Here is a 14,514-nt window from a genome sequence, read left to right as displayed (position 1 = left end):
ACACCAGCTGACAAAACGAGCCCCGCGCATCGGGCTTCGGGCACCCACTGAGGCTGCGGGTGTTGGCTGGTGGCATGGCCAACGACCCCAACTGGAACCTCCCCGAGGTCCCCTCGTTCACCCTGACCAGCCCCGACTTCACCGACGGCGGCGAGCTGCCGACCTCGGCGCGCGGCACCGACGCCGGTGGTGAGGACCGCTCCCCCGCACTCGAGTGGTCCGGCGCACCGGAGGGCACGAAGAGCTTCGTCCTCACCGTGTACGACCCCGACGCCCCCACCGGCTCGGGCTTCTGGCACTGGAGCCTGACGGACATCCCGGGCTCCGCGACCTCGCTGCCCGCCGGCGCCGGCACCGACGACGCCCTGCTGCCCGCCGAGGCACTCCGCCGGCGCAACGAGTTCGGCACCGACACGTTCCTCGGCGCCGCCCCGCCCGCGGGCCACGGCGTGCACCGCTACTTCTTCACGCTGAGCGCCCTCGACGTGCCGCTGCTCGAGGCGCCGGCCGACGCGACCCCCGCGGTCGTCGGGTTCGTGCTGCGCGAGCACCTGCTCGGCCGAGCCCAGCTCGTCGGCACGCAGGAGACCCCCGCCGCGTAGGACGATCCCGCAACGACGAACGGCCGCCGTCCCGCGAGGGACGACGGCCGTTCGTGTGCCAGGGGTGGATCAGACGGTGGCGTCCGTCGACTCCTCGCGCGCACCGCTGGAGTCGGTGTCCGACTCCTCGGCGACGACCGGCGCGAGCGACAGCTTGCCGCGGTCGTCCACCTTGGTGACCTCGACCAGGACCTTCTGGCCGACGCCCAGGACGTCCTCGACGTTCTCCACACGCTTGCCACCGGCGAGCTTGCGCACCTCGGAGACGTGGAGCAGACCGTCACGGCCCGGGAGCAGCGACACGAAGGCGCCGAACGTGGCGATCTTCACGACGGTGCCGAGGAACTGGTCCCCGATCTCCGGGTTGGTCGGGTTCGCGATCGCGTTGACCGACGCACGAGCGGCCTCGGCCGACGGACCGTCGACGGCACCGATGTAGACGGTGCCGTTGTCCTCGATCGAGATGTCGGCACCGGTCTCGTCCTGGATGCCGTTGATCGTCTTGCCCTTCGGGCCGATCAGCTCGCCGATCTTGTCGACGGGGATCTGCACCGAGATGACGCGAGGAGCGGTGTCCGCCATCTCGTCGGGAGCGTCGATCGCCTCGTTGAGCACACCCAGGATGGCCGAGCGGGCCTCCTTGGCCTGCTTCAGCGCCGCGTCGAGCACCGTCGACGGGATGCCGTCGAGCTTGGTGTCGAGCTGGATCGCGGTGACGAACTCCGAGGTACCGGCGACCTTGAAGTCCATGTCGCCGAGGGCGTCTTCCGCGCCGAGGATGTCGGTCAGCGCCGCGTAGCGGGTCTGACCGTCGACGGTGTCGGACACCAGGCCCATCGCGATGCCGGCGACCGGGGCCTTGAGGGGCACACCGGCGTTGAGCAGCGAGAGGGTCGAGGCGCAGACGGAACCCATCGAGGTCGACCCGTTGGAGCTGAGCGCCTCGGAGACCTGACGGATGGCGTACGGGAACTCTTCACGCGTCGGCAGCACCGGCACGAGGGCGCGCTCGGCGAGGAAGCCGTGCCCGATCTCGCGACGCTTCGGCGAACCCACACGGCCGGTCTCACCGGTCGAGTAGGGCGGGAAGTTGTAGTGGTGCAGGTAGCGCTTCTTCGTGACGGGCGACAGCGAGTCGATCTGCTGCTCCATCTTGAGCATGTTCAGCGTGGTGACGCCGAGGATCTGCGTCTCGCCGCGCTGGAAGATCGCCGAACCGTGGACGCGCGGGATCACGGCGACCTCGGCGTCGAGCGGACGGATGTCGGCGAGGCCGCGGCCGTCCATGCGGATCTGCTCGGTCAGGATGCGGCCGCGGACGACCTTCTTCGTGACCGACTTGTACGCGGCGCTGACCTGCGAGTTGGCGACCTCGGGCAGCTCGCCCGCGGTGACCTGCTCCGCGATGGCGGCCTTGACGCGCGACTTGAGCGCGTCGTCGGCGTCCTGACGCTCGGTCTTGGCGGCGATCTTGTAGACGTCACCGAGCTCGGAGAGCGCGAGGGCTTCGACGGCCGAGTAGACCTCGGGCGCGTACGGCGGGAAGACCGGGTAGTCCTGGATCTCCTTGGCCGACTGCGCGGCGAGCTTGGCCTGGGCGTCGACGAGCGACTTGAGGAACGGCTTGGCCGCCTCGAGGCCCTGCGCGACGACAGCCTCGTCGGGCTTGGTGGCGCCGCCCTGGATGAGCTCCCAGCTGTGCTCGGTGGCCTCGGCCTCGACCATCATGATGGCGACGTCCTCGTTGCCCGCCTCGTCCGTGACGACACGGCCGGCGACGGTGAGGTCGAAGACGGCGTCAGCGAGCTGCGACGCCTTCGGGAACGCGACCCACTGGTCACCGATGAGCGCGAGGCGCACACCGGCGATCGGGCCGGAGAACGGCAGACCGGAGATCTGCGTCGAGGCGGACGCGGCGTTGATGGCCAGCGCGTCGTAGAACTCGTCCGGAGCGATGCTCAGGACGGTGATGACGATCTGGACCTCGTTGCGCAGGCCGTCGACGAAGGACGGGCGCAGCGGCCGGTCGATCAGACGGCAGACCAGGATGGCCTCGGTCGACGGGCGGCCTTCGCGGCGGAAGAACGAGCCGGGGATCTTGCCGGCGGCGTAGGAGCGCTCCTCGACGTCGACGGTCAGCGGGAAGAAGTCGAATCCTTCACGCGGGTGCTTGCCGGCGCTGGTGGCCGAGAGGAGCATCGTTTCCTCGTCGAGGTACGCGGCGACCGCGCCCTGCGCCTGCTGTGCGAGCCGACCGGTCTCGAACCGGACGGTGCGCTTGCCGTACTTGCCGTTGTCGATGACGGCTTCGGCGAACTTGATCTCGGGACCCTCCAAAAGGGTGCCTCCTTGAAGTGTGTTCGGCAGGCCTTGGCGACGGCACTCGATGGTGCGTGCGCGCCGATCGTTCCGGACGCATGTCTGGCCAGCAGTAGAAGCACTCGGGAAACCGTTCCGGCCCGCGAGCCACCACCGATGACCAGCTCCGTGCCCGGCCTGCGCAGTGTTTTTTCGTGCGTCCGGGGAAACGGTCCCCGGACACGATGGACTTTACCAGTCCACAGGGAATCGGCGGCGCGGCTCGCTGACACCCGGGCGAGCCTCGGTAGCCTGCTGCCATGCGTCTCACCCCCTCGCGGGGCGTGCTCGTCGCGGCCGCCGTGGTCGTCGGCGCGCTCGTCGCCCCGGTCCTCACCGCTGTCCCGGCGACCGCGACGGAGTACCCGACCTGGCAGGACGTGCAGCGGGCCAAGGGCAACGAGACCGCCAAGCGTGCCGAGGTGACCAAGGTCCAGGCCGCGCTGCAGTCGGCGCAGGACGAGGCCGCAGCGAAGTCGCAGGCCGCGCTGACGGCCTCGTCGAAGGCGGACGCGGCCGAGGCGGAGCTGGCGGAGGCCACCCAGGCCGCCACGAGCCTCCAGGCCCAGGCGCGACGCGCGTCAGAGACGGCCGAACGCGCGCAGACGCGCGCCGGTCAGCTGGCGGCGAACCTGTACCGCGACGGCAGCACGAACCAGATGACCACCCGGATCGCGACCGCCGGCAACCCGGACCAGCTGCTCTACCAGCTGGGCGCCCTCGACCAGCTGTCGTCCACCTGGTCCGGCGTGATGGACGAGGCGTCCGTCGCGGCCGGCACGGCGTCGTCGCTGCACGAACAGGCCGAACGCGCCGAGGCCGAGCGCGCGACACGTGCGCAGGCAGCCGAGGAACGCTCCGCGGCGGCGAAGTCGGCCGAGGCCGTGGCGAACGCCGCCGTCGAGTCGACCGAGCAGCACAGCGACGAGCTGTACGCGCAGCTGGCGTCGCTCCGGGACACCACCGCCGAGCAGGCCGCCGGGTACGAGCTCGGGCAGAAGGTCGCGGCGCAGAAGGCCGAACAGCAGCGCAAGCGCGCGGCGGCGGCCGCAGCACAGGCGGCGGCAGCAGCTTCGGCGAGCGCCGACACCGGTGGCGGGAGCACCAGCGCCAGCGGTGGCTCGGGCACGAGCTACCCGAGCACCGGCGGGGTCGTCGTGGACCCCGCCGCGGCCCAGGCCTACGCCCGGAGCGCCCTGGGTTCCTACGGCTGGGGCGACGACCAGTTCTCGTGCCTGGTGTCGCTCTGGACGCAGGAGTCCGGCTGGCGGGCGAACGCACTGAACGCCTCGAGCGGCGCCTACGGCATCCCGCAGTCGCTGCCGGCCGAGAAGATGTCGGCGGCCGGAGCGGACTGGCGGACGAACGCGAACACGCAGATCAACTGGGGGCTCGCCTACATCAAGAGCGCGTACGGGTCGCCGTGCGGTGCCTGGGGGCACGAGATGAGCGTCAACCCGCACTGGTACTGAGCTCCCGCGCTCACCGCCCCACCAGCCGCAGCGCCTGCAGCGGGCACATCGCCACCGCGTCCGCGGCGGCGGCGCGTTCGTCCGGCCGAACCGGCACGTCGCGGGTGCCGCCGCCGTCCCGCGCGATCGGGTAGCCCCACTCGTCGCGCGCCAGCCGCTCGGCGAACAGCTCGGTGCACAGGCCGCGTCCCCGACAACGGGTCCAGTCGACGTGCAGCGCAACAGGTCCGGCGGCGGCACCGCCCGGTGCGCCGCTCACGGTCGTCCCCCGACCAGGCACGTGCCCCGCAGGTGCGCCTGCACGTCGTCGTGGAACACGTCGAGCGCGCTCCGCACCATCCGGGCGACGCCGTCCGGGTGGTGGCAGGCTCCACGTCCGTCGACGAGGCCAGCGATCCGCCGGACCTCGCCGGGCAGGTCGCCCGCCCGGTGCCCGGATGCGAGGTCGGCGACCACGTCGGCGATCCGCGGCAACCCGTTCACGCACGGCCCGCAGCGCCCGGCGGACGCTCCGGCGAGCGCCGCGGCGAGTCCCGCGGTGACCCCGACCGGGCAGCTCCGGTCGTCGAGCACGGCCAGCACGCCGGCCCCGGGCGCCGCACCCCACGGTGCCAGTCCGTCGACGTCGAAGGGCGCATCGAGCGCTGCGGCCGGCACCCAGGTGCCGCCCCGCCCGCCGACCAGGACGGCTCGCGTCCGTCCCGGATCGGCCGCCGGCAGCCGGGAGGCACCCAGCAGCTGCCCGAGCGGCGCACCCCCGGCGGTCTCCAGCACCACGGCACCGGCCGGGTCCGTCACGTCGCTGACGGTCACGAGGCGGGTGCCGGGAGCGCCCAGGCTGCCAACGCTCCGCGCCCACGCCGCCCCGTACCGTGCGACGAGCGCCGCCTGCGCGAGGGTCTCGACGTTCGACACCAGGGTCGGTCGTCCGCCCGGTCCACGCTCGGCCAGCCGGACGGCGCGGTCCTCCGGCAGACCTCGGCCACCGGCGACGGCCGAGGCGAGCGCCGTGGCCTGCCCGGCGACGAAGGTGCTATGCGGCAGGGCGCGGACCGTGATCGCGACCGGGTCGGTGCCGGCCCGGGCGTCGGTGCGTTCGACCAGGGCCTGCCGGACCCGGTCGGCGAGCCGTTCGCTCGTGGCGACCACGGCCTCGGTCGCACCGATCGCCAGCGCCGCGACCACGATGCCGTCGAGCACCAGGTGCGGTGCTCGTTCGAGCAGGACGGCGTCCTTGCGGCTGGCGGGTTCGCCCTCGGCGCCGTTCGCGATGACGATCGGGGCACCGCGTCGGCGGCGCCGTCCCGCGACGGCCTCGAGCTTCCGGGCGAGCGGGAACCCGGCTCCCCCGCGGCCGTCGACGCCGGCCAGGGCGATCTCGCCGACGGTGGTCGGCCCGACGTGCGGGAGCGGTCCGTGCGTCCGGTGGTGGTCGTCGAGTCCCGGCCCCGGGGCGGCGAGGAGGCGTTGTGTGCCGGTCGGTGGCGGGACGGTGAGCGGGTGGGTCAGGGTCATCGGAGGGCCTCCCTCGGGGTCGGACGGAACGCGGTGACGCCAGCGGTGCAGCGCCAGGCGACGGCACCGAGGACGGCTGCGGCGCAGACCCCGGCGATCACCAGGAACCAGGCCGACGTGCCGTCGGTCCCGGTACCGATCGCGTGCGCCATCGCGATCGGCCACATGGCGTAGGCGGCCCAGTGCACAGCGCGGAACACGCGTGGCCCGATCACCCGGCGGAGCATCCCCGTGACGACGAGCACCACGAGCAGGTCCACCGACAGCGTGCCGAGCCCGAGCCAGAACCAGCGGTACGCACCGGCGAACGGCACGAGGGCGTCGAGCAGGCGGAGTTCGGCCTCGGTGTCGAGCAGCAGCGTCACCACGTGCACGACCACGAACACGGTGGACGCCAGGGCGACGTCCCGGTGCACGAGCTGCACGCCGAACCGTGGCAGGCCGGGGAGCGGTCGTCCGCCGCGGGTCACGATGCCGAGCAGGACCGTCAGGGTCAGGAGCAGGACCGCGGCGACGCCCGTCCCACGGCCGACCACCCAGAGCGCGGTGTCCATCAGGCGGCGTCCGCCCCGTCGAGGTGGTCGACCTGGTCGTCGGGCCAGCCGCCGATCCGCAGCACCGAGCCGTCGGCCGCGACGAGTCGGGCAGCACGGCCACTCTGCCGGAGCCACTCCACGGCGCCGTGCCCCCGGACCACCGCGGCGGTGGTCATGGTGTTCGCCGTGGTGCACGACGGGGCGACGACCGTCACCGACCGCCACACCGGGTCGGCGGGCAGGCCCCACCGCGGGTCGAGGATGTGGTGCCGCACGGTCCCGTCCTGCTCCCAGCGGCGCTTCTGCGTGCTCGAGGTCGCGACGGACCACCCGGAGGCGATGCGGACGTGGTCGACGGGGTCGCCCTCCTGGTCCTGCACGCGCACCTGCCAGCCGCCGGCGGGGTCCGGGCCGGCCGTGGCGACGTCCCCGCCGAGCGAGACGAGGGCGCCGATGCCGAGCCGCGCGGTGATGCTCGCGGCGGCCATGTCCGCGGCGGCGGCCTTCGCCGTGGCGCCGAGGTCGAGCGTGACGCCCGCGGGGACCCGCAGGAACGTGCCGGACAACAGGATGCGCTGCCAGGCGGGTCGACCGTCGAGCGCTCGGGCGACGGTGTCGGGCGACGGGACCGGGGGCGCGTCGGCGAACGCGGCGTCGTACCCGAGGGACGCCATCCGCCGGCCGAGCGTCGGGTCGACGTCCCCGTCCGACAGTCGCGCGGCGTCGACGGCCTGGTGCACGAGCGTCGCCAGCAACGGCGAGACCTCGGTGCCGCGCACCAGGTCGTCGGCGCGGGACAGGAGCTCGGAGTCGTCGCGGAACCGACTGCACGCGGCGTCGACCGCCGCCGTGACCTCGCGGACGCACGACTCGGCGGCGGCGAGGTGGCGGCGGTCGCGGTGGTCCAGGACGACCCGGGCGGTGGTGGTCCAGAGGTCCCACTCGGCGGCGGCGCGCACGGTCAGGAACCCGTCGTCGTCGCGTCCGACGACCCACCGGTGGTGCCCTGCGAGACCCCGGTGTCGGTCGACGTGTCGGTCGACGACGACGAGGACGAGGACCCGGAGTCGGTGGCGGCATCACTCGACGTCCCGGTACCCGAACCGGAATCCGTGGTGGTGCTCGTGCTCGTGGACGTGTCGGTCGTCGTCGTGCCGGCCTGCTCGTGCCCGAACCACAGCCCGGCGCCCGTGACCGTCGCGACCGCGAGTCCGCCCAGGCTCACGAGCGCACTCGTGATCCGTGCGGATCGCCTACCGGTGCCTCTGGTGTCCATCGGTCCTCCTCGTCGTCATGACGAGGTTCCCGAGGCCACCGATGAGCGAGCCGCCAGCCGGCCGCACTCCGACCCCACGAACCCTGTGGCCCGCCTAAGAGCGGGCCGCGGGGTCAGCGATCCGGATCAGTGGCCGAGGCCACCGAGCAGGCTCGCGAAGTCCGCGGTCGCGGGGAGCGCGTCGGCTTCCTGCGGGGACCGACGGGAGGCCCGGATCGCCCAGGCCAGGTCGACTCCGGCCCGGCGGATGCGTCCGTCCAGGGCCGCGGCGTCACCGTCGCTCCCCCAGTCGTCGGTCGCGGCGAAGACACCGGTTGGCACCACCGCTGCGCGGAGGTACGCGAACACCGGGCGCAGGGCGTGGTCGATGGCGAGCGAGTGCCGCGAGGTCCCGCCGGTGGCGCCGAGGAGGACGGGCAGGTCGGCGAGCGAGTCCTTGTCGAGGATGTCCAGGAACGACTTCGCGAGACCGCTCACGCCGGCCGTGAAGATCGGCGTGACGAAGACGACCGCGTCGGCCTCGACCACGGCGGCCATGGCGGCGGACAGCGCGGGTGCGGCGAACCCGGTGAGCATCGCGTCGGTGATCTCGTGGGCGAGCGGCCGGAGCTCGACGTGCAGGACGTGGGCTGGCGTGCCCTCGGCGACGAGCGCGGCGACGGCGGCCTCGCCCAGGCGGTCGGCGAGCAGGCGGGTGGAGCTGGGCTCGGAGAGTCCGGCGGAGACGACGGCGATGGTGGTCATGGTGGTTCCCGACTTTCGATGCGTTTGCATGAACATCGTACCGAACCGTGCGCCACGCGCAACCATTCCCGCAGAACGGAGAACGCCCCGGTCCTCTCGAGGAGGACCGGGGCGTTCGGTCAAGCCGTGGGGCGTCGACTAGCGGCGCAGGCCGAGGCGCTCGATGAGCGCACGGTAGCGGGCGATGTCGACGTCGGAGAGGTAACCGAGGAGACGGCGACGCTGACCGACCATGAGCAGCAGACCACGACGCGAGTGGTGGTCGTGCTTGTGCTCCTTGAGGTGCTCGTTCAGGTCGTTGATACGACGCGTCAGAACGGCGACCTGGACCTCGGGGGAACCGGTGTCGCCCGGGTGGGTCGCGTACTCTTCGATGATCTCCTGCTTGACCTTCGCGTCAAGTGCCATGCGTAGATCCCCTTTCAGTCCGTTGCGCGGTGCCCGTGCCTGATGCACGAGCGCTCTTTGTCCGCGGCCGTTCGACGGCAACCGCGCAAGACTACCAGAGTCCTAGGCCGTCCTGGCGCGCAGGCGACGACGACGCGGCGCGGGCAGCAGGCTGCGGACGAGCCCGACGAGCGTCGCGCCGAGCAGTCCGCCGAGGCCGTTCGACAGCACGTCGCGGGGGTCGGCGACGCGGTAGGGCAGGTAGGTGGCCTGCGCGAACTCGATGCCGGTCGACAGGGCGACCGCGACCAGGGCCCCGAGGATCCACCAGCGCCGTGGCAACCAGAGCGCGGCGAGCATGCCGACCGGCACGAACATGGCGATGTTGGCGAGGAACTCGGTGCGCTCGTACGTGAACCAGGCACCGTGCGGCAGCTGCTGGACCCAGGCGATCGCGTGCAGCACGAACGAGTTCTGTGCCGATGTGAACACCTGCGGGGTCAGCGTCATCCGCCAGATCACCCAGGCGTACGCCGCGGTCACGGCGAGGAGGAGGAGTCGACGGAACATCCGGGTATTGTGCAACACCGTCCTGCGCGGTCGCTGGAGCGCTCCTGGCAGAAGCCGTCGGCGGACCTGGACGAACGCCCCGGTGCCCTGGTCAGGACTCCCCCGCACCTGTCAGCATGGAGAGCGAACAGGGAGGACCGCCGGATGCCGGAGGACCAGGGGATGCGCAGGTCGGCGCGCCGGCAGTGGCTGTGGATCGCGGCCGCGGTCGTCGCCGTCGCCGCGGTGGTCACGACGCTCGTCGTGGTCGTGCCGCACGGCAGCGGGCCGGACGCCGACCCGACGGCGAGCGGACGTGACGTCGTGACGCGGAAGACCGTGGAGCAGGCGTTCCCCGGCGGCCTCGCGCACCAGCCGTCGGCGGTGAACCAGCCGGGCATCCGCGAGCGCCAGGCACGAGCCGCCGGACACGACGACACCGCGGCGCAGATCGCCCGCATCGCCGACCAGCCGATCGCGACCTGGCTCACGAACACCTCGCGGTCCGAGACGCGCGCGACCATCCGCGCGGTCGTCCGGAACGCCGAGCAGCAGCGGGCCACCCCGGTGTTCGTGCTGTACACCGTGCCGGACCGCGACTGCGGCAGCTACTCGAAGGGCGGCACGACCGACGACGCCTACCTGCCGTGGGTCCGGTCCGCCGTGCGGGCGATGGCCGGGTCCGGGGCCGTCGTGCTCGTCGAGCCGGACGCGATCGCGCAGATCCAGAACTGCCAGCGCCTGCGCGACTCCCGGCTCCCCCTGCTCCGCAAGGCCGTGGACGCGCTGACCGGGCACGGGCTGACGGTGTACCTCGACGGCGGCAACGAGAACCGCGTCCCGACCGCGACGATGGCCGACTGGCTGCGGCAGGCGGGTGTCGATCAGGTGCAGGGCTTCTTCACGAACGTGTCGAACTTCTACCGCGTCGACCAGGAACGCGCCTACGCCGACGAGCTCGCCGACGCGATCGGTGGTGATCCGCACTTCGTCATCGACGTCTCCCGCAACGGGCAGGGCTGGCGCGGGACCTGGTGCAACCCCGAGGGCGCGGGGCTCGGCCAGGCCCCGCACGTCACCGGTGGATCGAGCCGACTCGACGCCCTGCTGTGGGTCAAGACGCCGGGGCTCAGCGACGGCACGTGCAACGGCGGACCGGCCGCCGGACAGTGGTGGGAGTCCTACGCGCTCGGTCTCGTCGAGAACCGCAAGCGCGACTGACCCGTGGCCGGGGTGTCGGTGCCCGGTGGTTGCATGAGCGCATGACCCCGACCGACAGCCGGCGCTCCGTCGTCCCGCCCTACCTGCTCCACGCCGTGGCCCAGGCGGCCGAGTTCCCCCGCGCAGCATCGGCCGCCCGCACCGCACTGGCGTCGCTCGAGCTCGTGCAGACCCCGAAGCACCGGCACCTGGTCGCCCCGCGCGGCGTCAGCGGCACCGCCGACCGGTCACCGCAGCGCACGATCGCCGATGCCCGCGGCACGACGACCCTGCCGGGCACGGTCGTCCGGAACGAGGGCGACCCCGAGACCGGTGACGCGGCCGTCGACGAGGCGTACGCCGGACTCGGCGCGACCCACGCCTTCTGGCTCGACGTCTTCGGCCGGGCGTCGATCGACGGCGCCGGGCTCCCCCTCGACGCCACGGTCCACTTCGGGCAGGACTACGACAACGCCTACTGGGACGGCAGCCGGATGGTGTTCGGTGACGGCGACGACGAGGTCTTCCGGCGGTTCACGATCGCCCTCGACGTCATCGGTCACGAGCTGGCGCACGGCGTCACGCAGTACACGGCCGACCTCACCTACCAGGGGCAGTCCGGGGCGCTCAACGAGTCCGTCAGCGACGTGTTCGGCTCCCTCGTGGCCCAGTACGCGGCCGGGCAGACCGCCGAACAGGCGAGCTGGCTCATCGGCGAGGGGCTCTTCACCGACGCCGTCCGCGGCGACGCCCTGCGGTCGATGCGGGCACCCGGTACCGCCTACGACGACCCGGTGCTCGGCAAGGACCCGCAGCCCGCGACGATGGCCGACTTCGTCGTGACGACCGACGACGCCGGCGGGGTGCACACCAACTCCGGCATCCCGAACCACGCGTTCTTCCTGGCGGCGACGGCGATCGGCGGGTACGCCTGGCAGGGTGCCGGTGCCGTGTGGTGGGACGCCCTGACCTCGGACGCCGTCACCGCCTCGATCGACTTCGCCGGGTTCGCCGCCGTCACGATCGGCGCCGCCGCCACCCGGTTCGGCGACGGGGCAGCGGAGCACGCCGCGGTGCAGGACGCCTGGCGGACGGTGGGCGTGCTCGCCTGAGCACGCCACCGGCGCGTACGGTCGGGAGCATGCGCATCGAGGTCCGTCGTTCCGGGGGCTTCGCCGGCACCACGCGGCGCTGGCGGGTCGACACCGACACGAGCGGTGACCCCGCGGCGTGGTCCGAGGTCGTCGACGCGCTCCCCCGCACCGCCGCGACGGAGTCGCCGTCCGGGGCACCGGTCCCCGACGACTTCACGTGGACGATCACCGTCGAGCGCACGACCGTGACGATCCCGGGCCGACGCCTGGACGGACCGTGGGCCGACCTCGTCGCGCGCGTCCGATCTGCAGGCGACCCGTCCTGAGACGGCGGGGGTGTGGCGAAGTCGCCACGAGCCTCCCGTCCGCACCGCGTCCGCCGTACCGCCGCGGATCGTGAGCAGGAATGGTCGTGTCCGCGCTGCTGACCCGACCATTTCTGCTCACGAAGTGGCCGCGGGAGCGCGCGACCCGCGGGTCAGGCGACGTCGATGACCGTCAGGCGCCGTGTCGGGCGGGTCATCGCGACGTAGACCGCGGCAGCGGGGCGCGCGGCGTCTCCACCGACACGGTCGGGGTCGACGAGCAGCACGCCGTCGAACTCGAGGCCCTTGGCGTCGGCCCCGGTCAGCACCGTGAGCGACCCGGCGTGCGGCGCGGCGAGCCCGCGCACGTCGGCCTCCGTGCGGGCGAGGCGCTGCCGGACGGCGTCGACCTCGGACTCGGGGACGATGACGCCGATCGTGCCCGCCCCGATCCGCTCGCGTTCGGCATCGGCGACCGACACGACGGTGTCGAGCAGGTCGGCGCGGGCGACGCGGACGCGCTCGACGGGATCGCCGTCGCGCACGGCCTCGTTCCGGGTGACGGTCAGGCCGGCACCGTCGGCGAAGACACCGGCGGCCTCGACGATCGACCGCGGGGTGCGGTAGTTCACGGTGAGCTGTTCGATGCGGTGGTCGAGCGGCACGAGCGGCGCCCGGCCACGGCGACGACGGGCCAACGCGCCGAGCACGTCGTCCCAGGTGCGCGCGGCCCCGGGCGAGGAGCCCTGCGCCATGTCGCCCACGATCGTGAAGGACCGCAGCGGGTTGCGGCGGGCGAGCACGCGCCACTGCATCGGCGACAGCTCCTGCGCCTCGTCGACCACGATGTGCCCGTAGGTCCACTCACGGTCGTCGGCCGCGCGTTCGGCCGTCGACCGGGGGTCGCCGCCCTCGGCGAACGAGCCGGCCACCTGTTCGGCGGTGACGATGCCCTCGACGCCCATGTTCTCGATCGCCTGGCGGGCGTTCTCGATGTCACGGTTCCGGCTGGCCTTCGCCGCGCGCTTGGCGGCGCCGCCGGTCGGGTCGAACGGGCCGAGCAGCTCGGCGGCCTCGTCGAGCAGGGGGACGTCCTCGACCGTCCACGCCGCACCACGGGCACGGTGCAACAGGGCGCGGCGCTCCGGGGTCCAGTCGGGGGTCAGCGACGCGAGCCAGTTCGGGCGGGCGTACAGGTCCTCGAGGAACTTCTCCGGCGGCAGCGGCAACCACGCGGTGTTGAGCAGCACCCGGGCGTCGTACGAACTCCGGATGTCCTCGCGCAGGACCTTCTCGTCGGCCTCGTCCACCGTCGTCCCACGCTCGCGCAGCTGGTCGGCGAGCAGCCGGGTCATCGCGTCGAGTGCGAGCTTGTTGAACGTCACACGCGCGGCGTTGTGGGGCTTGCCGCGGTCCTGTGCGCGCTTCATCGCGTCGGCCACGAGCTGCGGCAGCACGACGAGCCGCTCGCCCTCGACGTCGAGCGTCACCGACTCGGTCGGCACCACCTGACGGGAGCGCACCGCGCGGCGCAGGAGCGCGGCCGTCTGCGCGGAGCCCTTCACGGCCGCGACGTCGCGGGCGTCGTGCGTCGTCGCGTGCACACCCGGGTAGAGCGACCCGAGCGAGGCCATCACGACGCCGGTCTCGCCGAGCGACGGCAGGACCTGTTCGATGTACGTCAGGAACGCCGGCGACGGACCGACCATCAGGACCCCGGAGCCCCGCAGCCGCTCGCGGTACGAGTACAGCAGGTACGCGGCACGGTGCAGCGCCACGGCGGTCTTGCCGGTGCCGGGGCCGCCCTGCACGATCAGGACGCCCTCGAGCGGGGAGCGGATGATCCGGTCCTGCTCGCCCTGGATCGTGGCGACGATGTCGGTCATCCGGCCGGTGCGTTCCGCGGTCACCGCGGCGAGCAGCGCCCCCTCGCCCTGCAGGTGGGTGCGTTCGTCGTCGTAGAGGGCGGCGTCGAACACCTCGTCCTCGACACCGACGACCCGACGACCCTCGAGTGACAGGTGGCGGCGCGAGCGCATCCCCATCGGGTGCGCCGCGGTGGCCTGGTAGAAGGCACTGGCGCCGGGCACGCGCCAGTCGAGCAGCAGCGGGCGGTGGTCGGCGTCGCGGAGCCCCACGCGGCCGATGTACCGGAAGGCGTCCTCGGCGCTGTCGGGCTCGGAGACCTCGAGCCGGCCGAAGACCAGACGGTCCCCCACACGCTCGAGCGTCGCCACGGTGTCTTCGTAGAGCCGGGCGTACGCATCGCGCTCGCTGCGGCTCTGGTGGTTCCCGCCGACCGCCTGACGACGGGTCTCGGCGAGACGCTGCTCGGCCTCGGCGGTCAGCTCGTCGAGACGGCGGAAGAGGCCGTCCACGTAGCCGCGCTCGCGGTCGATCTCGGTCGGTTCGGACACACGCAACCCTTCGGGAAGAGGGGAATCCAGTGTACTGCCCGCTGGAGCCCCGCAGTTCC

General features: G+C 72.8%; 15 protein-coding genes. 5 read left to right on the top strand and 10 right to left on the bottom strand.

Features of this window, described 5'->3' with window-relative positions:
* Positions 1-74: 74 nt before the first annotated feature.
* Positions 75-602 carry a YbhB/YbcL family Raf kinase inhibitor-like protein gene (locus tag ACVKXF_RS11920; protein WP_123313522.1) on the top strand — a complete coding sequence of 176 codons (528 nt, stop codon included), beginning with the start codon at positions 75-77 and terminating at the stop codon, positions 600-602.
* Positions 603-671: 69 nt separating this feature from the next.
* On the opposite strand, the gene ACVKXF_RS11915 is transcribed toward ACVKXF_RS11920, so the two are convergent.
* Positions 672-2,939: a polyribonucleotide nucleotidyltransferase gene (locus ACVKXF_RS11915; RefSeq protein WP_123313521.1), complete on the bottom strand. Its 2,268-nt coding sequence runs from the start codon at positions 2,937-2,939 to the stop codon at positions 672-674.
* A gap of 281 nt (positions 2,940-3,220) precedes the next feature.
* Here ACVKXF_RS11915 and ACVKXF_RS11910 point away from each other — a divergent pair, with 281 nt between their 5' ends.
* Positions 3,221-4,432 carry a coiled-coil domain-containing protein gene (locus ACVKXF_RS11910; RefSeq protein WP_456795827.1) on the top strand — a complete coding sequence of 404 codons (1,212 nt, stop codon included), beginning with the start codon at positions 3,221-3,223 and terminating at the stop codon, positions 4,430-4,432.
* Between the two features lie 10 nt (positions 4,433-4,442).
* On the opposite strand, the gene ACVKXF_RS11905 is transcribed toward ACVKXF_RS11910, so the two are convergent.
* From ACVKXF_RS11905 to ACVKXF_RS11870, 8 genes are all read right to left on the bottom strand, one after another.
* Positions 4,443-4,691, bottom strand: coding sequence for a ferredoxin (locus tag ACVKXF_RS11905; protein WP_456795826.1), 249 nt, complete (start codon positions 4,689-4,691; stop codon positions 4,443-4,445).
* Positions 4,688-5,947 (bottom strand): NADH-ubiquinone oxidoreductase-F iron-sulfur binding region domain-containing protein, encoded by a 1,260-nt coding sequence (locus ACVKXF_RS11900; RefSeq protein WP_456795825.1) that lies wholly within the window; start codon positions 5,945-5,947, stop codon positions 4,688-4,690. The genes ACVKXF_RS11905 and ACVKXF_RS11900 overlap by 4 nt, the downstream gene beginning before the upstream one ends.
* On the bottom strand, positions 5,944-6,501 hold the full coding sequence (locus ACVKXF_RS11895; RefSeq protein ID WP_456795824.1) for a ferric reductase-like transmembrane domain-containing protein: 558 nt from the start codon (positions 6,499-6,501) through the stop codon (positions 5,944-5,946). The genes ACVKXF_RS11900 and ACVKXF_RS11895 overlap by 4 nt, the downstream gene beginning before the upstream one ends.
* Positions 6,501-7,442, bottom strand: coding sequence for an FAD:protein FMN transferase (locus ACVKXF_RS11890; protein ID WP_456795823.1), 942 nt, complete (start codon positions 7,440-7,442; stop codon positions 6,501-6,503). The genes ACVKXF_RS11895 and ACVKXF_RS11890 overlap by 1 nt, the downstream gene beginning before the upstream one ends.
* A gap of 2 nt (positions 7,443-7,444) precedes the next feature.
* Positions 7,445-7,759 (bottom strand): hypothetical protein, encoded by a 315-nt coding sequence (locus ACVKXF_RS11885; RefSeq protein ID WP_456795822.1) that lies wholly within the window; start codon positions 7,757-7,759, stop codon positions 7,445-7,447.
* 126 nt (positions 7,760-7,885) lie between these two features.
* Complete coding sequence (locus tag ACVKXF_RS11880) at positions 7,886-8,503, bottom strand: NADPH-dependent FMN reductase family protein (protein ID WP_456795821.1); 618 nt, start codon at positions 8,501-8,503, stop codon at positions 7,886-7,888.
* A 138-nt stretch (positions 8,504-8,641) separates the two neighbouring features.
* A complete protein-coding gene (rpsO, locus tag ACVKXF_RS11875; protein ID WP_070416523.1) occupies positions 8,642-8,911 on the bottom strand; it encodes a 30S ribosomal protein S15 in 270 nt (89 codons plus the stop codon).
* A 102-nt stretch (positions 8,912-9,013) separates the two neighbouring features.
* Complete coding sequence (locus ACVKXF_RS11870; protein ID WP_111084575.1) at positions 9,014-9,460, bottom strand: VanZ family protein; 447 nt, start codon at positions 9,458-9,460, stop codon at positions 9,014-9,016.
* Positions 9,461-9,604: 144 nt separating this feature from the next.
* Here ACVKXF_RS11870 and ACVKXF_RS11865 point away from each other — a divergent pair, with 144 nt between their 5' ends.
* From ACVKXF_RS11865 to ACVKXF_RS11855, 3 genes are read left to right on the top strand one after another with little or no spacing between them, the layout of a single operon-like run.
* Positions 9,605-10,660, top strand: coding sequence for a glycoside hydrolase family 6 protein (locus ACVKXF_RS11865; protein ID WP_456795820.1), 1,056 nt, complete (start codon positions 9,605-9,607; stop codon positions 10,658-10,660).
* 41 nt (positions 10,661-10,701) lie between these two features.
* On the top strand, positions 10,702-11,751 hold the full coding sequence (locus tag ACVKXF_RS11860) for a M4 family metallopeptidase (protein ID WP_456795819.1): 1,050 nt from the start codon (positions 10,702-10,704) through the stop codon (positions 11,749-11,751).
* 29 nt (positions 11,752-11,780) lie between these two features.
* The gene (locus ACVKXF_RS11855; RefSeq protein WP_340196196.1) at positions 11,781-12,059 is read left to right on the top strand and encodes a protealysin inhibitor emfourin; all 279 of its coding nucleotides are present in this window, start codon (positions 11,781-11,783) and stop codon (positions 12,057-12,059) included.
* Between the two features lie 152 nt (positions 12,060-12,211).
* On the opposite strand, the gene ACVKXF_RS11850 is transcribed toward ACVKXF_RS11855, so the two are convergent.
* On the bottom strand, positions 12,212-14,455 hold the full coding sequence (locus ACVKXF_RS11850) for a HelD family protein (protein WP_456795818.1): 2,244 nt from the start codon (positions 14,453-14,455) through the stop codon (positions 12,212-12,214).
* Positions 14,456-14,514 lie beyond the last annotated feature (59 nt).

The organism is Curtobacterium sp. PvP017 (genome assembly GCF_054060195.1).
The sequence above is the reverse complement of the archived record's forward strand: the minus strand, read 5'-3'. Positions and strand labels throughout refer to the sequence as shown.